The following is a 23,268-nucleotide window of genomic DNA, read 5'->3' as shown; positions in this document are numbered from 1 at the left end:
GGTGATCGACGAACATGCGTGCGTGCGGGCGGTGACCTCGGGGGCTGCGGCGAGCTTCGGGCCGGAGCGGGCGGCGATCTTCGACGCGGTGCGGGCCGACCGTGACGGTCCGATGGCCCGGCTGCTATGTGGACTTGCCCACGTGGGACCGGTCGACGCGCGTTTGTGCGCGATCGAACTGCTGCGTGATCTGGCGGAGTTCGGGGTTGTCTGGCCGTCGGTGGCCGAGCGGGCGTGGTCGTGGCTGACCGATGCCGAGCCGGCCGTGCGCGTCGCGGCGGCCCGGCTGTTCGTGGCGACGGCCGAGGTCGAGGCCGTGGCGGCGTGGTTGCCGGAGGCGGCCGATCCGGATGTGCGGGTGGCCGGCACGATCGCGCTGCTCGGCCGTGGGCGGGATTTCGACGACTCGGCCATGGTGCTGGCCGAGGACGCCGATCCGGCGGTGCGGGTGACGGCGGCGCTGGTCCTGCTCGGGGACCGGGACCTTCCCTGGGCCTGGCGGCAGGCGTGGTGCCAGGCGATCCTGGCCGATCTCGGGGACGCGGTGCGGCGGTTGCGGCGCGATGGTGGGCCGATGGACGTGCGGGTGGGCCCGGTGTGGGCCTGGCGGCTGCTCGGGGACGAGGAGGAGTGCCACGAGATCGCGCGGTCGTTGCTGGCCGCCGAGGATCGGGACGTGCGGTGTGTCGGGCTGGACATGGCGGCGGAGGCGATCAGGCTGTGGCGTACGGGGCCGACGGAACTGCTGCCGGCGTTGGTGGGGATGGCGGAGGAGGCCGACGACGCTGACGGCGCGCTGCGTGCCGAGAGCCTGCGGGTGTTGCGGCTGTCGCGCGACATGTGGCGGGCGGCGGCAGGGTATTGGGCCGGGCGCACCGACGGTGTCGGGCGGCGACTCTCGGACGAACTCGGTTCACCCGGTGGACTGTTGCCCCTGCCGGATCTGGAGGCTGTTTTCGCGGCGCGTCGATTGCCCGAGGGGCGCGCCGAGGCCGACGCCTGGTTGGCCGCACAGCCCGTCGAGGCCGACGCCTCCGGGCGCCGGAAGGCACACACGCTGATGGGGCTGGTCGCGCACGGTGGTCCGACCGAACGCCAGGCCCGGCAGGCGATGTTCCTGTTCGAGCGGGAACCGATGCGCAAGTATGAGGTTGCCGGCGTGTTGTGGCGGCATCTGGGGCCTGACGACGCCGAGTTCACCGCGCGCCTGGTCGCCGAGATGTCGGCTGTCGCGGGCGATCGATTCGTCGGCGAACTCGCGCTCCAGGTGCTGGCCGACATGGGCGCACACGCCATCGGTGCGTTGCCGCGCCTGACCGCGTTGATCGACGACCACGCCCGACTGCCCGCGTACGAGGGCAGCGCGGAGGCGGAGATCGCCTTCGACGAGACGCGCCGGGCACAACTGGTCGGTGTACGTGATCGGATCGCGACCGCCATCCCGTAGGGTCCTTCCGGGTCCGGCCCGGTCCGGACGCCTGTGCGAAGTCGGACGTGAACCAAGGGAGATGGGCATGCCGATAGGTCGGGTCGCAGTGGTCGGCGGAAGCATCACGGGCTGCGCTTTCGCGCTCGCTGCGGCGCGCGGCGGGGCCGAGGTCACCGTGTACGAGCGCACCACCGGCGAACTCGCCGACCGGGGAGTGGGCATCGCGCTGCACGTGGACCGCTACGCCGAACTGGTCGCCGCCGGCTACCTCGACGACACCACGCCCTGGCGAAACGTCAACGGGCGCATCTGGCTGCTCGACGACGGCGAGTCGGCACGCGGGCGATCGTTGTGGGATCAGCCCGCCGCGTTCCGGATGTACAACTGGGGCCAGCTGTGGGCCGGACTGCGCCGCCGGGTGCCGGCCGAGGTCGACTATCGCGGCGGTACACCGGTCACCGTCGGTACGGACGGCGAGATTTACCTGCCCGACGGTACGAGCGAGCGCTACGACGTGGTGGTGGGCGCGGACGGCTACGGCTCGGCGGTGCGTACGGCGGTGTTCCCGCAGATCCAGCCGCAATACGCCGGTTATGCGATGTGGCGCGGGAGTTGTGCGTGGAACCACGAGCCGATCGACAACCTGATCTCGATCTGCATCCCGAACGGCCAGGGTGTGATGTACCGGATCCCGAGCAGTGGGGGAGACCGGATCTCGTGGGGCCTGTACAGCTCGGTGGGCGGCACGGCCGACCCGCGTCCGGCGTTGTTGGCGTTGGCCCGCAAGTACTTTCCGCCGTTCTGGGCCGACCTGGTCACCTCGACGCCCGAGAGCGACACGCTGATCCAGCCGATCAACGACCTTGTGGTGGACCGGTTCACGAGCGGACGCATGCTGGTTGCCGGGGACGCGGCGGCGATCGCCCGGCCGCATGTGGCAAGCGGTGCGGTCAAGGGCATCCAGGACGCGGTGGCCTTCGAGGCGGCGTGCCGGGAGGTGGGGCCGGCCGGTTCGTGGGAGGACGTGTTGGCGCGCTATGAGGCCGAGCGCCACCCGGCGGGCGCGGACCTGGTGCGGGTGGCCCGCTCGATGGGCTACGCGATGGTCGAGGACACCCCGGACTGGACCACGATGACCCCCGAACGCATGGTCGACTGGTGGGCGGCCCAGCATGCCGACGACGGCTTCGGCGGCCACGCGCTGGGGGCGGCGATCGCCGCGCGCTGATTCGAGCTCTTGCCCGCGTCAGCTCGGCTGCTGGATGTGCATGTTGATGTTGAGGACCTTGCCGTTGGGGTCGCGCACGAAGAAGCGGCGTACGCCCCAGGGTTCGTTGGTGATCGGGTACACGATCTCGTAGCCCCGCTCGCGCGCCTGCGCGTAGGCCGCGTCGACGTCCTCGACCTCGATGGACATCGCCGTGCGGCCGGACTGCGTGTCCCAATCACACTCGTCGGGGACGACCACCATCACCTGGGCGGTGGGGTTGCTCGGCGAGCGCAACATCAGGAAGCCGGGCTCGTCCATGCCGGCCTCGAAGCCGAGGAAGTCCTGGTAGAACTCCCGGCTGGGGCCGAGATCGGTGGCGGTGACGCTGGGTACGACGCGGCGGATCTTCATGCGCCCAGGGTAGGCGCGACGGCCGACATCGCCCGTGGAGGCGGGCGATGTCGGCGCGTCCGGTCAGGAACGGTCGCCCGGCGGGTCCTCCAGGTTCCAGCCCATGACGCGTTCGGGGTGGATGCGCATCACCTCGTTGCTGAAGAAGTCGAGGGGCAGCGGCGGTTCGTGGTCCCGCAGCAGCTCGACGCGGCCCCGGATCTCGACGCCGCGCCCCCAGCCCGGCTTGTACGCACCCGGCTCGTCCGGCGTCATGTCGTCGACGACGAAGGAGACGCCCGGATTGCGCTCGACGTTGCGCCACCGCTGACTGGAGCTGAGGTTGGGCCCACCGATGTCGATGGTCCCGTCGTCGTTCAGCCGAAAGCCGACAGGCCGCACATGCGGGGCGCCCTTCGGCCCGACGGTGGCGAGCCGCCCGAGACTCTGCCCGGTCAGGTACGCACGTTCGACCTCGGTATAGCTCGCCATTACCGCTCCATCCGGAGGCTCCCCCGCCGGGAGCGTTCACCTCGAACGTAGAACTTCAAGCCGACTTGACGTCAAGGGAGGAGCGCCACGATTCGCCAGGGGTGATCCATCCGAAACCGGGGAATATCGCAGGCCGGCACGGCTAACTTGGGCTCAGCGACCACCCTGGGGGTGAGATGACCCGCCCGAGCCAGCCCGGGAACCCGACGTTCGTCGCGGCCCGCAAGGCCCTTCAACTGCACTCGCAGCGGCGATTTGCCGAGGCATTCGAGGAGAAGGCGCGAGAATGTGGCCTGTGCCTGGCGGTGAGTGTCCGTCAGGTTCGCCGCTGGGAGAGCGCAGCGCCACCACGGCCTACTCCTGACTACCAACTCGTCTTGGAGGAGCTGTTTCAGCGACCCCTTGGGGAGCTGGGTTTCCGTGCCGAGGTGTATCGGGAGCGTGGTCAGGACGAGATCGACGGCGCTGCGGCCGAGATCATCCAGCAACTTCAGGATCAGGATGTCCCGGACTGGTGGCGTGCCATACCAGGCGAGGCTACGACCGGACTGCGATTCGAACGCATCATCACGGTCGAGCGAGCCGCAGTGGCGATCCGCAGTTACACCGCCGGCCTCGTGCCTGGGCTGCTCCAGACCTTCGAATATGCCTGTGTTGCGCTCCGGGCGTGCTCTCCGGCGGTATCCGAGGAGGAGATCATCCGCCGTGCGGAGTTGCGTATGAGTCGCCAGCTTGGCTTGGAAGCCCAGCGCAACGGCTCGCGGAGTCTCTGGTTCATCCTCGACGAATCCGCGCTCCACTGTCCGGTGGGTGGGCAGGCCGTGCTACACAGCCAACTTGCCCATCTCTTGGTGACGTTGACTCGGCGACCCGACATCACGGTGCAGATCCTGCCGCGTGACATCGGTGCGCATCCGGGAATGGCAGGAAAGTTCACCGTTTACGACCTCGGTGGACGTCGCGTGGTCTCTTGCGAAGGGCTGACCGGGGACTCGTGGACCTGTCGGCCGTCCTGTCTTGCCGCCTATTCCCTCGCCTACGATCGGCTGCAAGCAGAGGCGCTCGGCGCCGAAGCGTCGATCGCGCTGATCGCGCAAAGGCTCGTGGATCTGGAGACAACATGGTCGGCAGGTTTCCGCAGTGGCGAACCAGCAGCTATAGCGGAGGAGGAGACTGTGTCGAGGTCGCGTCTCTCGGAAACGTCATCGGAGTCCGAGACGCCAAGGTAGTCGACTCTCCCACGATCGCAGTCCCCCCGGCGGCCTGGGCCCACCTCATAGCTCGCGCCAGGCGCTGAGCCCGGCGCGCGCCTTGTGCGGTCACGCCATTGTGGTCGGCACACCTCCGGAACGACCTTCACCCACCGAAGCCCGGTCCGTCGTCGGCCGCGCTCGGGTCGGCTCGAACCGATCCCAGGTGGCGTACCACCCGGCCCAGGATGCGATCGGCGGGGACACTGCCGTAGTGCCCGGTTCATCGATGACGAAAGAACGCTGCGGCTCGCTCGGACGCACCCGCGCGTCGGAGCGAGTGGGGTGGATTCACTGTTGCGAGCCCTGCCGTGCCCGCATTTCGGCGGCGTCGAGTGCGGGTTCGAGTGTCGCGAGCGCGGAGCGGAGCAGGTCTGGCAGCGAGCCGGAGGGCACGACGAGCCCACCGGTGGCGAGGGGTGCGGCCGGGGGTTGGAGCCACTGTTGGAGTGCGACGCGAACCGCAGCGGCCACGCTCGCAGCGAGCACGCGGGCGGTGGGCGTGCCGGTGTTGCCGAGGCGCTGGTCGATCGCGGCGGCGAGGGGGTGTTCGATCGCGACGGCGGCGTCGAGGAACGTGTCACGCAGCGCGGGGCTGGTGGTGATCAGCAGCAGCGCGTCGCGGTCATGCGGTTCGGTGTACTGCTCCAGGATCGCGTCGGCCACGGCGGCGGCGAGGCGGGTGTGGGCGGGGCAGGCGGCCAACGCCGCGGCGACCCGTGACTCCCGTTCGGCGGTGACGGCGGCGACGATCGCCTGTTCGCGGCTGGAGAAGTAGTTGTTGTAGGTCCTCGGCGATACGCCGGCCGCGTCGGCGATGTCGTCGATGCGGACGTTGTCGGGCCCGTGCCGGAGGGCCAGCCGCAGTGCCGCCTCGCGCAGTGCCACTCGGGTGGCCTGCTTCTTCTGCTCGCGCAGACCGGTCCGCCTTGTCGTCACCCTCGAAGTATCCCAGCCTCAATGCGTGTGCGCAAACTTGCGTGCACGCATTATTTGTCCCTACGCTCGGGCCCTCCGCAGAAAGGAATCAGACGCATGCGAGCCAAGGGCATCTGCTACGACACCGGTTTCCTCCGCAACGGCAGCTACTCCCGGGAGCACTTCGACCCCGACCAGGTCAGGAAGGAGCTGACCATCATCCGCGACGATCTCCACTGCAACGCCGTCCATCTCACCGGCGGCGACCCGGACCGCCTGGAGCTCGCCGCCCGCCACGCCGCCGAACTCGGACTGGAGATCTGGTTCTCGCCCTACCCGCTGGAGCTGACGCCCGACGACATCCTCATCCTGCTCGCCGACTGCGCGGAACGGGCCGAGCGACTTCGCAGGCAAGGAGCCGAGGTCGTGTTCGTCACCGGCGTGGAACTGACCGTCATGAACCATGGGTTTCTTGAAGGCGACAGCACCGAAGAGCGACTCGGCCTGCTGCTGGGCGACCCGGCCCGTCGGCCCGAGAGAATCGCCGCAGTCGGCAGCCGTCTCAATGCTTTCCTTCGCGAAGCCGTGGCGGTGGTCCGCGAGCGCTTCCACGGCAAGGTCACCTACGCCGCCATCCAGTTCGAGGGCGTCGACTGGGACTTGTTCGACTTCACGACCTTCGAACTCATCCGCTCCGCGGAGGTGGCCGACCGCTTCCGCGACGCCGTGCGCAGCCTCGTCGCCCAGACCAAACCGGTCGCCATCACCGGCTTCGGCACCGCCACCTGGCGCGGGGCGGGTGATGTCGCACCGCGCAGCATGGGCGTTCTCGAAACCGACGGAGCCACCGGCGCGCCGCTCCGGCTGATCGGGGAGTACGAGCGCGACGAGGCCGGCCAAGCGGCGTACCTGAGCGAACTGCTGGAGATCTTCGACTCCGAGGGCGTCGACAGCGCGTTCGTGTTCCTCTTCGCGCTATACAACCTGCCCCACCGCCCCGACGGCGACCCCCGCGACGACCTCGACCTCGCCAGCCTCGGCATCGTCAAGATCCTCGAGGACCGCCACGGCGACACCTACCCCGACCTGCCCTGGGAGCCCAAGGCCGCCTTCACCGCAATCGCCGACCACTACCGCGCCTGAGTCCGCCTGGGACCGATCGGGATCAAGACGTGGGGACGGATGAGGCCCCGGAAGCTCTTCCTCCTGTCTCCGTTGCTGTCCGAGCCAGGACACCGGGGCCGATTTCGCGCGGGAGGAGGGCGGGTAAGCCAAGGGCAAGGGGATGCCGAGCCTGCGTCTGATGCGTCGTCAGATTGCTTTGTGGTGCTTGGTTTTCGTGCCGCTATTGGGTGGATGGCGGGAACAGCGCCCGGATGGTCTCGGTGGCCAGGTCGCGTAGCCAGGTGTGTGCGAGGTCGTCGTCGTGGCGTTGGTGCCACAGCAGGTACAGCGGCGTGGCCGGCATCGGGACCGGCAGCGGCACGGTGATCAGGCCGAGTCGCTCGCGGGCCGTGTGGGTGACCGCGTCCGGGAGGCAGACCGCCAGGCCGGTGTCCAGGGCGAGCCGCATCGCGAGGGCGGCGGTGGGCGCGGCGGCGACGACGCGTCGTTCGTGGCCGAGTGTCGCCAGGGCGTCGTCGATCGGGTCGCGCAGGCGCCCCCGCCGCGAGACGGTGACGTGGTCGGCGGCCGAGTAGCGCTCGACGCTCACGGGGCCTTCGGTGAGCGGGTGGCCGGGGCGGACGGCGACGACGAGCCGGTCCCGGCCGATGAGCCGGTGGCGGATGTCGGGCAGGGTCGGCCGGGCGGACGCGGATTCGAGGTCGACCTCGCCCCGGCGCAGTTCGGGGGTGTCCGTGCCCGGTTCGGCGGACAGCCGCACCTGCACGCCGGGGGCCTGGCGGTGCACGGCGGCGATCAGGTCGGTGCCGCAGGCGTCGGTCAGGGCGTCGTGCCAGCGCACGGTGAACACCCTTTGCAGGACCGGCAGTTCGAATTCCTGCCGCGCGGACAGCAACTGGTGGGCCTGCTGCACGATGACGTGGACCTGGGCACGCATCGCCAGCGCGCGGGTGGTGGGGACCATGCTGCGGCCGGTGCGGACCAGGATCTGGTCGCCGGTGACCTTGCGGATACGGCCGAGCGAGCGGCTCATCGCCGGCGCGGTGACGTGGAGGCGAGCGGCGGCGCCGGCGACGCTGCCCTCTTCGAGGAGCGCGTCCAGGGCCGTGAGCAGGTTCAGATCCAGTTGCATGGGAGTAACTCTACGAGTGAGAAGCATGCACTTGTTGTTAATCGGCGGCGGTTCTAGCTTCGAAGTGCGGGCGAGCGGAAGCCGCGCGCAACCACCGAAACCCGGGAGCCGATCATGAGTACAGCCCTGCCCTTCGACGCCGACACGCCGCTGATGCCGGCTGTGACCGCCGCGGTGCGGGCCGCCGGTGCGATCCTGCGCGACCGGTACACCCCGCATGCCCGAGCCGTGAGCCCGAGCGAGATCGTCGAGGAGATCCACGCCAACGACGACGCGGTGCTGAACGTGCTGCGCGAACCGCTGCTGCGGGCGCGGCCCGGATCGCGGTGGGCCGAGGACGAGCTGGCCGGCGGTCCGCTCCCGGTCGGGGAGTGGTGGGTCGTCGATCCGGCCGAGGGCAACATCAACCACGTACACGGGATGTCCGACTGGGGCGTCACGGCCACCCTGGTGCGCGACAACCGGCCGGTGCTGACCGTGGTCCACCTGCCGCTGACCGGTGACACGTACACCGCCACCGCGGGCGGTGGCGCGTGGCTCGATGGGCGTCCCTTGAAGGTGTCCGCCAAGACCGACCTCGGCGCCGCGCTCACCGGGACCGGTCAGGCCAGGCCGGGGGAGGACGGGAACACATTCCGGCGGATCGGCGAATCGGTGACCGCGATGCTGGTCAACGGCCTTGTCGTACGGGTGTCCGTTCCTGCGACCTTGCAGCTCATTCACGTTGCCGGCGGGGGTATGGACGCGTTCTGGCAGTTCTCCGATGTTCGGTCCGGGCTGGTCGCCGGCGCTTTGTTGGTTGCCGAGGCCGGGGGTGTCGTCACCGACCTGGCGGGTGAGCCGTGGACCACGGGTAGTCCGGACTTCCTCGCCGCTGCGCCCGGTATTCACGCTGCGGCGCTTGGGGTGCTGTCGGCGGTCGCCTGAGCGGCCCGGGCATCACTGCTGTTCGTTTCCCGCCAATACCGCAAGGAGCATCACGTCATGACCAACATCGGCATCCTGGGCGCCGGCCGCGTCGGCGCGAACCTCGCCCACAAATTCGCCGCGGCCGGGCACCGCGTCACCCTGGGCCACCGGAGCCCGTCGGAGGACGCCGCCGGCGCCGCCGACCCCCGCATCTCCTTTGCCGACCAGCGCACCACCGCTCGCACCGCGGACATCGTGATCAACGCGACGCCCGGGGACACCGCCCTGGGGCGGCTGTCCGACCTGCGCGCCGAACTCGCCGGAAAGATCCTGGTCGACGTCTCCAACGCGACCCGCGATACCGACGACGGGCTGCCCGGTGAGCTGGTCTATCCCGACGGCAGCCTCGCCGAGCGAATTCAGGCCGCGCTGCCCGACACGCGGGTGGTCAAGACGCTCAACACCATGCTGTTCATGGTCATGACCGCGCCCGAAACCCTGGCCACTCCGCCGACCGCCTATCTGTCGGGCGACGACGAGCAGGCGAAGAGGGCCGTGGCGGGTCTGCTCGGCGACCTGGGATGGCGGTCCGGATGGATCGAGGACCTCGGTGGCATCGGTACGGCTCGCGCCACCGAGGCGATGATCCTGGTGGTGCCGCACGTCATACGCCGGCACGGCTTCCGGCCGTTCGCCGTTGCCATCGCCCGCTGACCCGGCTGACCCGCTTGACCCGGCTGGTTTGGCTCAGCGCGTGGCGGGCGCTCGCCGACAGTCCCACGCGACCGCGATGTACGCGGTGGCGCCGGCGAGGGCGAAGGAGAACAGGGAGGCCGAGGTCCAGCGTTGGGCGTGGATGTGGAGCGTGTCCTGGATCGGGGTCCAGAAGTCCACCCACCACTCGACCGTGCCGGGGTTGATCAGCTGGTACATGCAGAAGCCGAGCAGCCACGGCGCGAGCATCACCCAGCGGGCCGGCGCGTGATCGCCCAGATCCCAGCCGGCGCGACCGCGACCGGCGAACAGGTCCACCGCCAGCACGCCGAGCAGCGGGATGAAGATCGAGCCGATCAGGGACAGGAAGCTCGCGTAGGTGTCGAAGTCGTTCACCATCAGCGCGAACGCAGTGACCAGCGCGCCCACGCCCAGGCAGAGGATCCGGCGGTCGACGCGCGGCGCGAGGTTCTGGATCGACATCGCGGTGCTGTAGACGTTGGCGAAGCTCTGGTCGACCTCGCGGATGACCAGGACCGCGAAGAAGACCCAACCGGCGGTGACGCCCAGGAACGAGTCGAAGATCTTGTCCGCGTCGCCGCCCACCTGGGCGAGGGCGACCAGGCCGAGCAGGTAGCACCAGATGCTGGTGACGGAGAATCCGCTCAGCGCGGCCCAGAACGCCGGCTTGGTGCCGCGCGAGTGGCGGGTGTAGTCGGAGGCCAGCGGTACCCACGAGACCGCGACCGCGAGCGCGGCGTCCATCGCCGGGAAGAACCCGGACCACGAGCCCTCGGTCATCGGCGGCAGCCCCTCGCGCCACAGCTGGACCGAGAAGTAGAGCATCGCGATGCCCACCGCGATCGTCACGTAGCGGCGCAGGATACGCAGCATGCCGAGCGGGCGCAGGGTCATCGCGGTGGTGACCGTGCCGGCGGCGACGATGTAGAGCCAGTGCGGACCGTCGCCGTCGGTCATCGCCTCGATGCCCAGCGAGATGACCAGCAGCTCGAAGGTGCCCCAGCCGATGCACTGGACGATGTTGAACACGGTCGGCACATACGAGATCTTCGTGCCGAACAACCCGCGCAGCACCGTCATCGCGGGCGCGCCGCTGCGGGCGCCGGGGATGCCGGCGACGGCGACCATGAGCGTGCCGAGCAGCGTGCCGCCGATCGCCGCGACGATCGCGGCGACCATGGACAGTTGCGGATAGCCCGCCGGGGCCAGCACGAACAGGGCACCGGAGAAGCCGAGGAGGCTCACCCCGAGGTTGGCCCAGAACGCGGCCTGGTCGCGGAAGCCGAGGGTGCGCGGCGGCGCGGTGTCCAGGACCAGCGGAGCCTCGGTCGCCGGGTGTGTCGCGGCGGGGCGTGCGTCGTCCACTGCTGGAGCCGACATGGCTCTACCTGCTCTCCCTACGCCGGCATTACCCGGACAGGTTCAAGCGGTCGGTGGCCCCGGGGTGTGCGCCGGCTCGCCGCCGACACCCCATGCCGCCCTCTCAGCCCGGTTGGTCCGAGCTCCCGCGATGGCGTGGCGAACAGTACGCTCCCGGCGGGGGGCTTGGGAAGGCGGGGTGGGGGTCGGCGTGCGGCGGCTCACTGGCCGGAGTGGGTGAAGGCGGCCCAGCCGGTGAGGTCGTTCGGGGTGATCTCCCGGGCCTGCGCGGCGAGTTCGGCGGGCATCGCGGTGGGGATCCCGCGTTTGGGGTCGCGCATCCAGAGCTGGGCGGTGCGGAGCGCCTGGGCCGGCGGGAGGTCGCGGCGGTTGAGGTAGTGGTGGGCCATGTACAGGACCAGCGCGGCGGTGGTCGGGCCCACGGGCCAGAGGGTGGACACCACGGTGTGGGCGCCGGCGGCCAGGTGCTCGGCGGCGGATCCGGCGGCGCGGTCGGGGGCGAACACGATCGGGTCGCCGGCGGTGTGGCCGATTTCGATCGGGCGGTGTCGGTTGTGGTGCGGGTCGGCCGTCGGGCGCGCGGCGATGTCGCACAGCAGGCGGGGCGAGGCGATGTACGAGATCTGCGCGACCTGGAGCGCGTGTCGGCGGCGGCCGTCGACGGTCGACCAGGCGGCGTGCCAGGGCACCGAGGCGAACGGGCCCGTGGGCAGCAGGACCAGGGACGGCGTGCGGCCGAACGTGCCGGTGACGGCGGCGAGTACGGGGGCCATCACCGCGTCCCAGGCCCAGGCACAGAGGGCGTCGAGGAAGTCGGACAGGTGCTCCGGGTCGCCGTCGGGCAGGTCCAGGCCGTAGTCGAGTCCGGGCAGGTCGAGGAGCCGGGTCGAGCCGTCGACGCCGCTGACCACGGCGGCCCCGGGGACGAGTTGGACCAGCGCGTGGGCGCCGAGGCGGCGCAGTGCGACGGCGATCTCGGCGGCGGGGGGCGGGTCGAGGAGGGCACGCCACTCGCCGGCGGCGGGGCCGGCACCGACGCGGGCGTCACCCACGTGGGTGGCGGCCTGAAAGAGGTGGGCATCCGCCGCCGCGGCACGACGGGCCCGCCGGAAGCAGACCCGAGCCTGGTCCCGGGTGTCGGCATCGCCGTCGTGGTCCGCCAGAGCACCGTAGGCAACGCCGGCCGCGTAGGCGAATTCCGGCCAGCACGGATCGGTGGCGGGGAGCGCGGCGAGAGCTTCGGTGAGAAGGGTGAGGGCTTCGGGGAGGGCGTGGGGGCCGGCGCTCGGGTCCGCCCTGCCGGGTGTGGTTCGCCGGACGGTCGCGTGCGGGCCGCCGACCCGGTTCGGCCCGCCGGTCGCCTCCGAGGCCCCGGGCAGGGTGCGGCGGGCCGCGTCATCCGCCAAGGCATCCATGCAGCGGAGCCGGCCGCGTTCGCCTCGGTCCCGGGCGCGCCGTGTTTCGGTGTCGGCGTCGGTGTCGATGTGCTCGACCCGCGCTGCGCGTTCGGTATGTTGCGCGCGCTCCACGTTCACCCCCGCTTGCCCCACGTGCCGGGACCACCGTACTCGGGTGCGGGGCGGTGCCTCAGTCGATCGCCGCGTGGCACTTCCGTCTTGGTTTACCGGCGCGTAACTTACTCGTGAGTCACCCCCCGACGCCGTCCCCTGGCGTCGCCTCACCATGCATTCTCGCGGGTCGGGTCACGCCCCGACCATGACGTCAGGAGACCCTGATGGGTCGATTCCGCCTGCGCCCACGCGCTCGTGCGGCCGCCGTCGTCTCGGCCGCGCTCCTCGCCGGGACCGCCCTCGGCCAGGTCGCCTCGGCCGGCGCCGCCCCCATCCCCACCACGGCGACGGTCGTGCAGTCCGCCGCCGGCTCGTCCCCGCGCTTCGTCGACATCCCCGGCGACGGCGGCACCAAGCTGGCCGCCAACGTCATCACCCCCACCGGCGGCGCGCCCGGCACCCGCTACCCGGTGGTCGTACTGCCGACCAGCTGGGCGATGCCCCAGATCGAATACGTCGTCCCCGCACGACAACTCGCCGACCGCGGCTACGTCGTGATCGGCTACAACTCGCGCGGATTCTGGCAATCCGGCGGCGAGATCGAGACCGCCGGGCCGCCGGACATCGCCGACGCGTCCAGGGTGATCGACTGGGCGCTGGCCAACACGCCCGCCGACCCGGCCCGAATAGGCATGGCCGGCGTCTCCTACGGCGCCGGAATCAGCCTCCTGGCCTCCGCGTTCGACCCCAGGATCAAGGCCGTCGTCGCGATGAGCGGCTGGGCCGACCTGATCGAGTCGATCTACGCCGGCCGGACCGAACACGCCCAGGCCGCAGCGCTGTTGGGCGGAGCCGGCTTCCTCACCGGCCGGCCCAGCGCCGAACTCACCGAAATCCTGGAGAACTTCCTCTCCGGCAATCTCGCCAAGGAGCCGGAGATGCTGGCGTGGGGCGCCAAACGCTCCCCGGCGACCTACCTCGACCGGATCAACGCCAACGCCCCCGCGATCATGCTCGGCAACGCGTGGGGCGACTCGCTCTTCCCGCCCGACCAATACGCCGACTTCTTCGGCGGGTTGACCGGCCCCAAGCGCCTCGAATTCCGCCCCGGCGACCACGCCACCGCCGAGGCGGGCGGCCTGTTCGGCCTGCCCAACGACGTCTGGGCCGACTCGACCCGCTGGCTCGACCACCACCTCAGGGGCATCGACAACGGCATCGACCGGGAGCCGGCGGTACAGCTGAAGTCCCGCACCGGCGGCGGCTACGAGGGCTACCCGAACTGGCCCGCCGCGGCGAACGCGACCCGCACCCTCGCGCTCACCGACACCCGCCGCATCCTGACCGGCATCGACTCCGGGGCCGACGGCGGCACGATCTTCCTGTCCAGCATCCTCGACCAGTTCCTCAAGGCCCCACCGACCGCGTCGATCCCGCTCCTGCCCAGGGCCTTCGCCGCCGTCTGGCAATCCGACCGATACGCCACGGCAACCAGGGTCCGCGGCACCACCAAGCTGCACACCACGATCACCGCATCCCACGAAAGCGGAACGATCTTCGCCTACCTATACGACGTAGGCCCGCTGGGCATCGGCAAACTCGTCACCCACGCCCCATACACCTTCCACGCCAAAACCCCGGGCATCCCCTTCCCGATCGACCTCGACCTGACCGCCACGTCCTACGACGTCCCGGCCGGCCACAGCCTGGCCGCGGTCATCGACACGGTCGACCCCCTCTACCTCCAACACAACCCCCTCGGCAGCCAACTCACCTTCACCTCACCCCGGAACGACCCCTCGACGCTGAGCATCCCGACCCGCGCCTGAGGCCACATCCCGACGGTTCCGGTGCCTTCGGCGCGCTTCGCCCGAGGGCACCGGAACAGCCCGGCCCGGGTGCCGGCCGATGCCCGAGCCCGAGTGCTGGGCTTGTTCGTGAACCATGTCGCGAGTTCGCCGTACGATCCGGCGGGCGACCGGGTGGTCGACGATCGTGCCGCCGACGAGGCGTTCTGGACCGAGGTGGCCGGCCTGATCGCCGACCGAGGCGGTGTGCTCCTGGAGGAGTGCCACCTCGGCAATGCGTACCGCTGGTATCGCCTCACCGACGAGGCCGACATCCGCTCCACGCGCACACGACTGACGCCTCGGGCCCGGTTGGCGGTCTGGCCGGACCTGTCCGAGGACGCCGAGGAGGTCCGGGCGGGGATCGCGCGTCGGGAGCGGCTCGCCTGGCTCGTTCGACAACACCCCAACGGACGATTCCATCCCGAATGCGTCGCTGAGCCGCAAATGGCGCGTGCGGACGTCCCCAACCCCTACGTTTCCGCCGCCCCGGGCCACCGGGCCGCCCTCGTTCCCGTGCGGGAGGTCGACCGCCGACCGCTGTCCACCGGCGTCCTGCCCGACGCCGACGGCGTGCTCCGGGCCCGTTGGCGGAGCAACGAGACGGCGGCCGAGGAACGCCACACGTTCCTGGCCACGCTCCGGATCGGAGACATCGTCACCGGGGTGGTCGCGACCGGGCTCCACGACGTCGGGGTGTTCGTGGATCCGGACTGTGCTCCCGACGGCGTCCTCGGTTTCCTTCGCACGCCAGAGATGTCCTCCAGTCGGTCACCGGACGGGTCGTCAAGGTGATTCCCCCGGGCGTGGTCGTCGATCTCGGGGGCGGAATCACGGGGTTCGTACTTCGGACCGGGTGGCGGGTCGAGCCCGAGGTGCCCGGCGGGGCGGTCGACCCGGGCGGCCCGGGCGAGCCGACGGGGGCGCCTTCGGATCCGGTGGTCGCGGTGGATGAAGAGGCGGTCGTGCGCATCGTCGAGATGGACCGTGTGCGGCGTCGGGTTCTGCTTGCCTTCGCCGAACCGCCGTCCGCCTGAGCCTCCGATGACAGGCTCGCTCGCACGGGTGAGCCTGTCATCGGCGTGGCCGGCCCAGGGGTTACGTGCCCCTGGGTTGTCGGCGGCGGCTTTCGAGGTAGCGGGCCAGGCCGGACAGGAGCATGCACATGCCGATGTAGATGGGGGCGATCACCATGACCACCGGGATGAAGGGGAGGCTGTAGTCGAGGTTGGTGGCGATCTGCTTGCCGGCGTAGAGGAATTCCTCGTAGGAGATCAGGTATCCGAGCGAGGTGTCCTTGAGCGTGACCACCAACTGGCTGATGATCGTGGGCAGCATGGTGCGCACGGCCTGGGGGATCAGCACGTGGATCATCACCGAGGTCTTGCGCATGCCCAGCGCGTAGGCCGCCTCGCTCTGGCCCTTGGGGACCGCGTTGACTCCGCCCCGGAAGACCTCGGCCAGTACCGAGCCGTTGTACAGGGTCAGGCCGGCGATCAGGGCCAGGCGGGGTTCGACCTTCATCGCGATGAAGATGAAGAAGATCATCACCAGCACCGGCATGGCCCGGAAGAACTCCACCACCAGGCCCGCGATCCAGCGGATCACCCGATGGTCGGACAGCCGCCCGGCGGCGAAGAGCGCGCCGAACGCCAGGGACAACACCGCCGCCCACGCGAAGACCTGGATCGTGTGCCACAGACCACGCAGCAACAGCTTCTGCACGCCCACGTATTGGAAGGGCGCCCACTTGTCGCTCGCGAACTGGCCCGTGTCGATCAGCTTGTAGATCACCCAGGCCAGCACGCCGAGCAGCACGGCGGTCGCGATCCAGCCGTAAGTCCGGTGCCGGGTCAGGGCCTTCGGGCCGGGGATGTCGTACAGCGCCGACGTCTCGACACTCATCGGGCCACCTCCAGACGCTTCTCCAGGAACCGGAACACCGCGCTGATCGTCAGCGTGATGATCAGGTAGCCGACCGCGATCCACAGGAACGTGGCGACGATGTCGTAGCCGAGTTCATTGAGCGGGCGGTACGTGCCGAGCAGTTCGACCACGCTGAACGAACCGGCGATGGCGGTGTTCTTGGCGAGTGCGATCATCGTGCTGCCCACCGGTGGGATCACCGCGCGCACCGCCTGCGGGAGCACGATCAGGTTGAGCGTCTGGCCGAAGTTCATGCCCAGACTCCGGGCCGCCTCGCCCTGACCGACCGGCACGGTGTTGATGCCGGCCCGCACCGCCTCGCAGATGAACGCCGAGGTGTAGCAGCCCAGGGCGAGCACGGCGAGGGTGAAGAACGGGAGTACCACGCCGAATCGGGGCAGCCCCAGGACCACCGCGAAGAACAGCAGCGTGAGCGGGGTGTTGCGCAGTACGGTCACCCACGCGCCGCCGAGCAACCGCAGCGGTCGCACCGGCGAGACCCGGCATCCGGCCATCAGCACACCCACCACCAGTGCGATCAGCCCGGCGGCCAGGGTCAGTTCGACGGTACCGACGAAGCCCTTGCGGAACAGGGTGAAGTTGTCGAGCAGGACATTCATGGTCGACGCCTTCCGCTAGTACCGGTCCACGGGCGGCGGCGGGGGTGCCGGTACGCCGGAGAGGCCGAGGGTCGAGTCGTAGGCGCGCTTCCAGTCGCCGTTCTGTTCGTGCTCGACGATCGCGTCGTCCAGCGCGAGCCGGAAGGTGCGGTCCCCGCGTGGCACGCCGATCCCGTACGGCTCCTTGGAGAACGGCTCGCCCGCGAGCCGGAGTTGGTCCGGCACCTTCGCGGCGTACCCCTTGAGGATGGTGTCGTCGGTGGTCACCGCGTCGACCTGAAGGCTGATCAGGTTGTCCACGCAGACCGAGTAACTGTCGTAGGCGACGGCGGTCGCCTTGGGGTAGTTGGCCACGATCCGCTGGTACGGCGTGGAACCGGCGACCGAGCAGACCTTCTTGCCGGCCAGGTCCTGGGGACCGTTGATGGACTTGTCGTCCTTGCGGACCAGCAGCGCCTGACCGGCGATGTAGTACGGCCCGGCGAAGCCGACCAGCTTCTTGCGGTTGTCGTTGATCGTGTACGTCCCGACGTAGTAGTCGACTTCGCCGTTCTGCAACGAGGTCTCGCGGTTGGCGGAGGTGATCGTCTTGAACTCGATCCGGTCCACCCCGAAGCCCAGCGACGCGGCCATCATCTTGGCGATCTCGACGTCGAAGCCCGAGTAATAGCCGGTCGCCGGGTCCTGCGCCGCGACATAGGGCTGGTCCGCCTTGGTGCCGACGACCAACCTGCCGCGCGACTTGGCCGATCGGAACGTGGGCGAGTCGATGTTCACGTCGGTGGCGACCTGATACGACGGCAGGTCCTTGGGTTTGGGGCCCTTGGGCGGGGGCGTACCGGATTTGCCGCACGCGGCGAGCAGCACGACGGCGAGCAGGGCCGCGAGCAGCACCACGGCGGAGCGGGACGGGCGGCGCGGCGGCGCGCCGGTGCCCGCCGCGGTGCCGGGGCCGGTCGCGATGGCGGTGTGGGTGCGCATGTCCGATCCCCCGTCAGTGCTTGAGGATCTTGGACAGGAAGTCCTTGGCCCGGTCGGTCTCCGGGTGGTCGAAGAACTCCTCGGGCGTGCGCGATTCCATGATCTGTCCGTCGGCCATGAACACGACCCGATTGGCCGCCGAGCGGGCGAAGCCCATCTCGTGGGTGACCACGACCATCGTCATGCCCTCGACGGCGAGCGTGCGCATGACCTCCAGGACCTCGTTGATCATCTCCGGGTCCAGTGCGGAGGTCGGCTCATCGAACAGCATGATCTTGGGATCCATCGCCAACGACCGTGCGATCGCGACCCGTTGCTGCTGGCCACCGGAGAGTTGCGCCGGATACTTGGGCGCCTGGTCGGCGAGTCCGACCCGGGCCAGAAGTTCGCGGGCCTTCTTCTCCGCCTCGGCCTTGCTGCGCTTGCGCACCTTGAGCTGAGCGAGGGTCAGATTCTCCAACACCGTCTTGTGCGCGAACAGGTTGAAGGACTGGAACACCATGCCGACCTCGGACCGCAGCCGGGCAAGTCCGCGTCCCTCGGCGGGCAGTGGTCGGCCGTCGATGGTGATCGTGCCGGAGTCGATCGGCTCCAGCCGGTTGATCGTGCGGCACAGCGTGGACTTGCCGGAGCCGGAGGGGCCGATCAGGACGACCACCTCGTTGCGGGCCACCGTCAGGTCGATGTCGCGGAGCACGTGCAGCGACCCGAAGTGTTTGTTCACGCCGGAGAGAACGACGAGGGGGTCTTCCGAGGTCACAGGTATCCGACTCGCCTTCGACACGGGGGCAGGGACCGTACACAAGCGCACATGCCCGGAGGATCCACCTGTTCGGGACGAATTCAGTCGCGCCGACGACGCCAACCCCCCTAACGGCCGATAGAGTCCCCTCTCGCGGGTGATCCGACGGTCGTGCGGTGCGATACCCCGGGGATCCGCGGCGGTTCGGCGGTGGAGCGGTCGCGCCGACGGGCGGGCAGGCGTGCGATCGTGTGGAGCGGATCGAGTCGAGGGAGCCGTCGATGGCCAAGGTCAACATCAGCCTGGACGCGAACGCCGTGATCGAGGTCATGGTCCTGTCCGGCGTCCGCAACGCACAGGACGCGATCGAGGCGGTCGTCCTCGACTACATCGCCCGCGGACATCGCACCGAGGCGCTGACCGGCAACGTCGAGGAGCACCGGCGTACGGTCGAGGAGCGCGAGCGGCGCAACCCGGTCACCGAGTAGCGCGCACCGCTCCCAGCGGTGGCCCCAACACCCTCACACACCGCATCGTTGTCCCTTTTGACCGGAGGCCCCGTGCACGGGCCGAAGGGGCTGGGCAAGAATGGTGGTGACACGTGTGACACGAAGCCACACGTCGGGTCGCGGGGGAAGAGGTTGTGCGCATGCGGCTGTGGCTGACCTATCTCGCGTTCATGTCCTCGGTGGGTCTGACGAACCGTACGAGCCACCTGTGGCGCAGCGCGCGTGTGGCCGACGACGTCATGCTCGCGTTCCGGGCGCTGCCGCTGGGCGACCCGGCGCGGCGCGGGCTGGTGCGGGCGATGGCGCTGGTAGCGATCCAGATGTGGTGCATGTCCATAGTGATCGCGGTGTCGCCGTGGTTCTCGGCGGATGGGGAGAGCCCGGCGGCGTTCGGGGGCTACCTCTCGCTGGTCGCGTTCGTGGTGGCGCTCGCGGTCGCGGTGGTCGAGCTGACGGTGATCCTCTTCAACCGGCCGCGCAATGTGGTCGCGCCGCACATGCGCGCGGAACGCGGCGTCCTGGGGTGAGGGCGCGGGGCGCGTTCGGGGGCGGGAGCCTGGGGGCGGACGGGCCCGCGCGCACCCGACGCGCCCCGGCGTGCCCTGTACCCGGTCGCGCCTACGGCAACAACGCGCAGCCGCCGTAGCCCAGTACGTGTTCGCGCAGTAGTTCGCCCGTGGCCGGGTCCCGGCGGCGGAAGGCGGCGACGATCGGCTCGTGGTCGGCCGCGTTCTCGTGCAGGTCCATGCGGTACACGCGGATCGACAGCGTCGTCCAGACCTCGATGCCCAGCGCCTCCCACACCGAGCCGAGCAGCGCGTTCCCCGACGCGGCGACGATCTCGCGGTGGAAGGCCACCCCGTGCCGGACCTGCGCGGCGGCGTCACCGGCTGTCGAGGCCGCGTGCAGCGCGGCGACGTGGCGATCGAGCGCGGCAAGCCGTTCGTCGTCGATCCGCGGCAGCGCCAGCCGGGCCGCGGTCTCCTCGAGGCCGGCCCGGACCGGGTAGATCTCGCGCAGATCGGCCTCGCTGAAGGAGCGCACGCGTACGCCCTTGTTCGGCTCCGATTCGACCAGGCCCAGCTGTTCCAGTTCGCGCAGCGCCTCGCGTACGGGTGCCTGGCTGACGCCCAGCTCGACCGCGACGCGGCGTTCGACGATGCGCTCGCCGGGTGCCCAGCGGCCCGCGACCACGGCCTCTGTGACGTACTGGCGGATCTGTTCGCGCAGCGGACGGCGTTCCAGGGTCGGGCGGGGCGGCTCGGCGGTCGGGCGCGGCTCGGTCATCGCGCCAGTGTAGGCGGAGGGGGCGGCTTTTGCGCAATGATCGATCATTGCGCAGAATGAATATGCTTCGCCGCCGGGCTTCAGTCGGAAGCCGGCACGCAGCGGCCTCCCGGAGGCCCGCGCGGAAGCCTTCACCGACTTCACCGATACGAAGGAGGCGGCCCGGATGTCACCCCACACGTCGAGCCGAATCCCGCCCGGGCAGCTCGACCAGCTCCCCGACCGGGACCCCGAGGAAACCGCGGAATGGGCCGAATCGCTCGACGCCGTCGTACGCGCCGCCGGCCCCGGCCGAGCCCGCCTGCTGCTCGCCCGCCTGCTCGAACACGGCGCGCACCACGGCCTCGACCTGCCGCCCGTGACACGCACCCCGTACGTCAACACCGTGCCGACCGCGGCCGAGCCGGCCTACCCCGGCGACCTCGCCCTGGAGGAGCGGATCACCGCGTACAACCGGTGGAACGCCGCCGCGATGGTCACCCGGGCGAGCCGCTTCGGCCTCGGCGGGCACATGGCCACCTACGCGTCGGCGGCCTGGTTGTACGAGGTCGGATTCGAGCACTTCTTCCGGGGGCGGGCCGACGGCGGCCCCGGTGACCAGATCTACTTCCAGGGACACGCATCGCCCGGTGTGTACGCCCGGGCCTTCCTGGAAGGGCGCCTGACGGTCGATCAGCTCGACCGGTTCCGGCGCGAGGTGGGCGGCGGCGGGTTGCCGTCCTATCCGCATCCGCGATCGCTCGGCGGATTCTGGGAGTTCCCGACCGTGTCGATGGGCCTGGGCCCGCTGGCCGCGGTCTACCAGGCCAGGTTCAACCGCTATCTGCACCACCGCGGCATCAAGGACACGTCGCACAGCCGGGTCTGGGCCTTCCTCGGCGACGGCGAGATGGACGAGCCCGAGGCCACCGCGGCGCTGACGCTCGCCGCCCGCGAGGGGTTGGACAACCTGGTCTTCGTGATCAACTGCAACCTGCAACGCCTGGACGGCCCGGTGCGCGGAAACGGGCGGGTGGTCCAGGAGTTGGAGAGCGTGTTCGCCGGCGCCGGCTGGCATGTCGTCAAGGCGCTGTGGGGTCGGGCCTGGGACGACCTGTTCGCCCGCGACCACGACGGCGAGCTGATCCGCCGTCTGGAACACACGCCCGACGGCCAGTTCCAGACCTACTCGGCCGCGGATGGCGCCTACATCCGGGACAACCTGCTCGGCGGCACCCCCGATCTGCACCACGTGGCCGCGCACTTGGCCGATCCGCGGCTCGCCGAGGTGGTCGGGTTCTCGCGGGCGGGACACGAACCCCGCAAGGTACACGCGGCCTATCGGGCGGCGGTCGAGCATCGCGGCGGCCCGAGCGTGGTGCTGGTGCAGACGGTCAAGGGCTGGACGCTCGGACCCGGCTTCGAGGCGCGCAACGCCAACCACCAGATGAAGAAGCTGCGCCAAGACGAATTCCGGGTGATGCGCGACCGGCTCGACCTGCCGGTGTCCGACGCCGACCTGGACGGCGAGTTGCCGCCGTACCTGCACCCGGGACCGGGCTCGCCCGAGGCCCGCTACCTGGCCGACCGGCGGCGCGCGCTCGGCGGCCCGGTCCCGGCGCGGCGTACCGCGTTCACCCCGCTTCCGGAGCCGCCGGCGCTGACGTCGGCGCCGTTCGCGGCGCTGCTCAAGGGGTCGGGGAAGCAGGAGATCGCCACCACGATGGCGTTCGTCCGGCTGGCCAAGGACCTGATGCGCGACCCCGTCGTGGGTCGGCGATGGGTGCCGATCGTGCCGGACGAGGCGCGCACGTTCGGCATGGAGTCGATGTTCCCGACGGCCGGGATCTACTCGCCGCACGGGCAGACCTACGACGCGGTGGACCGCGAACTGCTGCTCTCCTACCGGGAGGCGGTGGACGGCCAGATCCTCAACGAGGGCATCACCGAGGCCGGCGCGCTCGCCTCGTTCACGGCGGCGGCCACGGCGTATGCCACGCACGGCGAGCCGATGATCCCGTTCTACGTCTTCTACTCGATGTTCGGGTGGCAGCGGGTGGCCGACCAACTGTGGGCGCTGGCCGACCAGATGGGGCGCGGCTTCCTGATCGGCGCGACCGCCGGCCGGACCACGATGACCGGCGAGGGGCTGCAACACGCTGATGGACACTCGCAGTTGATCGCGTCTACGAACCCGGCGTGCGTGTCGTACGACCCGGCATTCGCGTACGAGATCGCGGTCATCGTGCGGGAGGGGTTGCGGAGGATGCTCACGGCCACGCCCGAACACCCCACGGGCGAGGACGTCTTCTACTACCTGACGGTGTACAACGAGCCGCTGCCGCAGCCGGCGATGCCCGGGGGCGGGGCGGTCGAGGGAATCCTGCGGGGCATGCACTGCTGCGCGCCCGTCGCCGACGCGGAGGCCGACGCCGAACTGCTCGCCAGTGGCACGGCGGTGCGGTGGGCACTGGAGGCGCGGCGGCTGCTCGCCGAGGACTGGGACGTGCGGGCCCAGGTGTGGTCGGTGACCTCGTGGACCGAACTGCGCCGCGAGGCGCTGGCCGCCGGGGAGGACCAAGTCCCGCACATCACACGGGCTTTGGCGGACGCGACCGGGCCGGTGGTGGCGGTGAGCGACTGGATGCGCGCCGTCCCCGACCAGATCGCGCCATGGGTCCGGCAGGAATGGACCTCGCTCGGCACGGACGGGTTCGGCCTGTCCGACACCCGGGCCGCGACCCGCGCCCACTTCGCGGTGGACGCGCCGTCGATCGTGATCCGCACCCTGCGGATGCTGGCCCGCCGGGGCAGGGTCAAGCCCGAGGCGCCCGAGGAGGCGATGCGGCGCTACGGCCGCATCTGACGCCGATACGACCGGGGCCGCCTCCTTGGT

The 23,268-nt window shown here is 70.3% G+C and carries 23 protein-coding genes, 1 pseudogene and 1 riboswitch; of the genes and pseudogenes, 13 read left to right on the top strand and 11 right to left on the bottom strand.

The features are described 5' to 3' along the window. Position 1 precedes the first annotated feature (1 nt). Both ACH4XV_RS18060 and ACH4XV_RS18055 read left to right on the top strand, forming a co-directional pair. Entirely contained in the window at positions 2 to 1,447 is a 1,446-nt protein-coding gene (locus ACH4XV_RS18060; protein WP_395790855.1) for a hypothetical protein, read from the top strand. A 67-nt stretch (positions 1,448 to 1,514) separates the two neighbouring features. Beyond that, positions 1,515 to 2,657 carry an FAD-dependent monooxygenase gene (locus ACH4XV_RS18055; RefSeq protein ID WP_395790853.1) on the top strand — a complete coding sequence of 381 codons (1,143 nt, stop codon included), beginning with the start codon at positions 1,515 to 1,517 and terminating at the stop codon, positions 2,655 to 2,657. 18 nt (positions 2,658 to 2,675) lie between these two features. Here the strand turns inward: ACH4XV_RS18055 and ACH4XV_RS18050 are convergent, their stop codons facing one another. Further along, positions 2,676 to 3,050, bottom strand: a complete 375-nt coding sequence (locus ACH4XV_RS18050) for a VOC family protein (protein WP_395790851.1) — start codon at positions 3,048 to 3,050, stop codon at positions 2,676 to 2,678. 63 nt (positions 3,051 to 3,113) lie between these two features. Then, positions 3,114 to 3,521, bottom strand: a complete 408-nt coding sequence (locus ACH4XV_RS18045; RefSeq protein ID WP_395790849.1) for a PPOX class F420-dependent oxidoreductase — start codon at positions 3,519 to 3,521, stop codon at positions 3,114 to 3,116. 176 nt (positions 3,522 to 3,697) lie between these two features. On the opposite strand from ACH4XV_RS18045, the pseudogene ACH4XV_RS18040 reads away from it, so the two are divergent. Further along, a pseudogene (locus ACH4XV_RS18040) lies at positions 3,698 to 4,603 on the top strand (DUF5753 domain-containing protein); the annotation flags it as partial. 38 nt (positions 4,604 to 4,641) lie between these two features. Beyond that, positions 4,642 to 4,818 (top strand): DUF397 domain-containing protein, encoded by a 177-nt coding sequence (locus tag ACH4XV_RS18035; protein WP_395790847.1) that lies wholly within the window; start codon positions 4,642 to 4,644, stop codon positions 4,816 to 4,818. 244 nt (positions 4,819 to 5,062) lie between these two features. Here the strand turns inward: ACH4XV_RS18035 and ACH4XV_RS18030 are convergent, their stop codons facing one another. Then, on the bottom strand, positions 5,063 to 5,710 hold the full coding sequence (locus ACH4XV_RS18030) for a TetR/AcrR family transcriptional regulator (protein WP_395790845.1): 648 nt from the start codon (positions 5,708 to 5,710) through the stop codon (positions 5,063 to 5,065). A 96-nt stretch (positions 5,711 to 5,806) separates the two neighbouring features. On the opposite strand from ACH4XV_RS18030, the gene ACH4XV_RS18025 reads away from it, so the two are divergent. Further along, on the top strand, positions 5,807 to 6,832 hold the full coding sequence (locus ACH4XV_RS18025; protein ID WP_395791115.1) for a hypothetical protein: 1,026 nt from the start codon (positions 5,807 to 5,809) through the stop codon (positions 6,830 to 6,832). Positions 6,833 to 7,034: 202 nt separating this feature from the next. Here ACH4XV_RS18025 and ACH4XV_RS18020 read toward each other — a convergent pair whose 3' ends face one another. Beyond that, positions 7,035 to 7,946: a LysR family transcriptional regulator gene (locus ACH4XV_RS18020; protein WP_395790843.1), complete on the bottom strand. Its 912-nt coding sequence runs from the start codon at positions 7,944 to 7,946 to the stop codon at positions 7,035 to 7,037. Positions 7,947 to 8,060: 114 nt separating this feature from the next. On the opposite strand from ACH4XV_RS18020, the gene ACH4XV_RS18015 reads away from it, so the two are divergent. Continuing rightward, positions 8,061 to 8,873, top strand: coding sequence for an inositol monophosphatase family protein (locus ACH4XV_RS18015; protein WP_395790841.1), 813 nt, complete (start codon positions 8,061 to 8,063; stop codon positions 8,871 to 8,873). 57 nt (positions 8,874 to 8,930) lie between these two features. Then, positions 8,931 to 9,569 carry an NADPH-dependent F420 reductase gene (locus ACH4XV_RS18010; protein WP_395790839.1) on the top strand — a complete coding sequence of 213 codons (639 nt, stop codon included), beginning with the start codon at positions 8,931 to 8,933 and terminating at the stop codon, positions 9,567 to 9,569. 33 nt (positions 9,570 to 9,602) lie between these two features. Here the strand turns inward: ACH4XV_RS18010 and ACH4XV_RS18005 are convergent, their stop codons facing one another. Both ACH4XV_RS18005 and ACH4XV_RS18000 read right to left on the bottom strand, forming a co-directional pair. Continuing rightward, positions 9,603 to 10,970 (bottom strand): purine-cytosine permease family protein, encoded by a 1,368-nt coding sequence (locus ACH4XV_RS18005; RefSeq protein ID WP_395790837.1) that lies wholly within the window; start codon positions 10,968 to 10,970, stop codon positions 9,603 to 9,605. Then, positions 10,966 to 11,109: riboswitch (TPP riboswitch) on the bottom strand. It overlaps the preceding gene by 5 nt. A gap of 61 nt (positions 11,110 to 11,170) precedes the next feature. After that, a complete protein-coding gene (locus ACH4XV_RS18000) occupies positions 11,171 to 12,385 on the bottom strand; it encodes a CHAT domain-containing protein (RefSeq protein ID WP_395790835.1) in 1,215 nt (404 codons plus the stop codon). Between the two features lie 320 nt (positions 12,386 to 12,705). On the opposite strand from ACH4XV_RS18000, the gene ACH4XV_RS17995 reads away from it, so the two are divergent. The 3 genes from ACH4XV_RS17995 (at position 12,706) to ACH4XV_RS17985 (ending at position 15,365) form a co-directional block, all read left to right on the top strand. After that, positions 12,706 to 14,310, top strand: a complete 1,605-nt coding sequence (locus tag ACH4XV_RS17995; protein WP_395790833.1) for an alpha/beta fold hydrolase — start codon at positions 12,706 to 12,708, stop codon at positions 14,308 to 14,310. Positions 14,311 to 14,412: 102 nt separating this feature from the next. Beyond that, on the top strand, positions 14,413 to 15,123 hold the full coding sequence (locus ACH4XV_RS17990; RefSeq protein ID WP_395790831.1) for a hypothetical protein: 711 nt from the start codon (positions 14,413 to 14,415) through the stop codon (positions 15,121 to 15,123). 11 nt (positions 15,124 to 15,134) lie between these two features. Beyond that, entirely contained in the window at positions 15,135 to 15,365 is a 231-nt protein-coding gene (locus ACH4XV_RS17985; RefSeq protein WP_395790829.1) for a hypothetical protein, read from the top strand. A gap of 61 nt (positions 15,366 to 15,426) precedes the next feature. Here the strand turns inward: ACH4XV_RS17985 and ACH4XV_RS17980 are convergent, their stop codons facing one another. The 4 genes from ACH4XV_RS17980 to ACH4XV_RS17965 are packed head-to-tail and all read right to left on the bottom strand — an operon-like array spanning position 15,427 to position 18,615. Next, entirely contained in the window at positions 15,427 to 16,233 is an 807-nt protein-coding gene (locus tag ACH4XV_RS17980) for an amino acid ABC transporter permease (RefSeq protein WP_395790827.1), read from the bottom strand. Then, positions 16,230 to 16,874 (bottom strand): amino acid ABC transporter permease, encoded by a 645-nt coding sequence (locus ACH4XV_RS17975; RefSeq protein WP_395790825.1) that lies wholly within the window; start codon positions 16,872 to 16,874, stop codon positions 16,230 to 16,232. Before ACH4XV_RS17975 ends, ACH4XV_RS17980 begins: the two co-directional genes overlap by 4 nt. A 15-nt stretch (positions 16,875 to 16,889) precedes the next feature. Continuing rightward, positions 16,890 to 17,855 (bottom strand): glutamate ABC transporter substrate-binding protein, encoded by a 966-nt coding sequence (locus ACH4XV_RS17970; RefSeq protein ID WP_395790823.1) that lies wholly within the window; start codon positions 17,853 to 17,855, stop codon positions 16,890 to 16,892. A 13-nt stretch (positions 17,856 to 17,868) separates the two neighbouring features. Then, entirely contained in the window at positions 17,869 to 18,615 is a 747-nt protein-coding gene (locus ACH4XV_RS17965) for an amino acid ABC transporter ATP-binding protein (protein ID WP_395790821.1), read from the bottom strand. A gap of 263 nt (positions 18,616 to 18,878) precedes the next feature. On the opposite strand from ACH4XV_RS17965, the gene ACH4XV_RS17960 reads away from it, so the two are divergent. Continuing rightward, positions 18,879 to 19,085 (top strand): DUF2191 domain-containing protein, encoded by a 207-nt coding sequence (locus tag ACH4XV_RS17960; protein WP_078979074.1) that lies wholly within the window; start codon positions 18,879 to 18,881, stop codon positions 19,083 to 19,085. 161 nt (positions 19,086 to 19,246) lie between these two features. After that, positions 19,247 to 19,633, top strand: coding sequence for a hypothetical protein (locus ACH4XV_RS17955; RefSeq protein ID WP_395790819.1), 387 nt, complete (start codon positions 19,247 to 19,249; stop codon positions 19,631 to 19,633). Between the two features lie 91 nt (positions 19,634 to 19,724). Here the strand turns inward: ACH4XV_RS17955 and ACH4XV_RS17950 are convergent, their stop codons facing one another. Further along, a complete protein-coding gene (locus ACH4XV_RS17950; RefSeq protein ID WP_395790817.1) occupies positions 19,725 to 20,393 on the bottom strand; it encodes a GntR family transcriptional regulator in 669 nt (222 codons plus the stop codon). A gap of 166 nt (positions 20,394 to 20,559) precedes the next feature. On the opposite strand from ACH4XV_RS17950, the gene aceE reads away from it, so the two are divergent. Beyond that, positions 20,560 to 23,238 (top strand): pyruvate dehydrogenase (acetyl-transferring), homodimeric type, encoded by a 2,679-nt coding sequence (gene aceE / locus ACH4XV_RS17945; RefSeq protein ID WP_395790815.1) that lies wholly within the window; start codon positions 20,560 to 20,562, stop codon positions 23,236 to 23,238. Positions 23,239 to 23,268: the final 30 nt, after the last annotated feature.

Origin of the sequence: Embleya sp. NPDC020630, from assembly GCF_044334985.1 — a bacterium.
Classification (GTDB): Bacteria; Actinomycetota; Actinomycetes; order Streptomycetales; family Streptomycetaceae; genus Embleya.
Note: the sequence above shows the minus strand (reverse complement) of the source record. Positions and strands in the feature narration are given on the sequence as shown.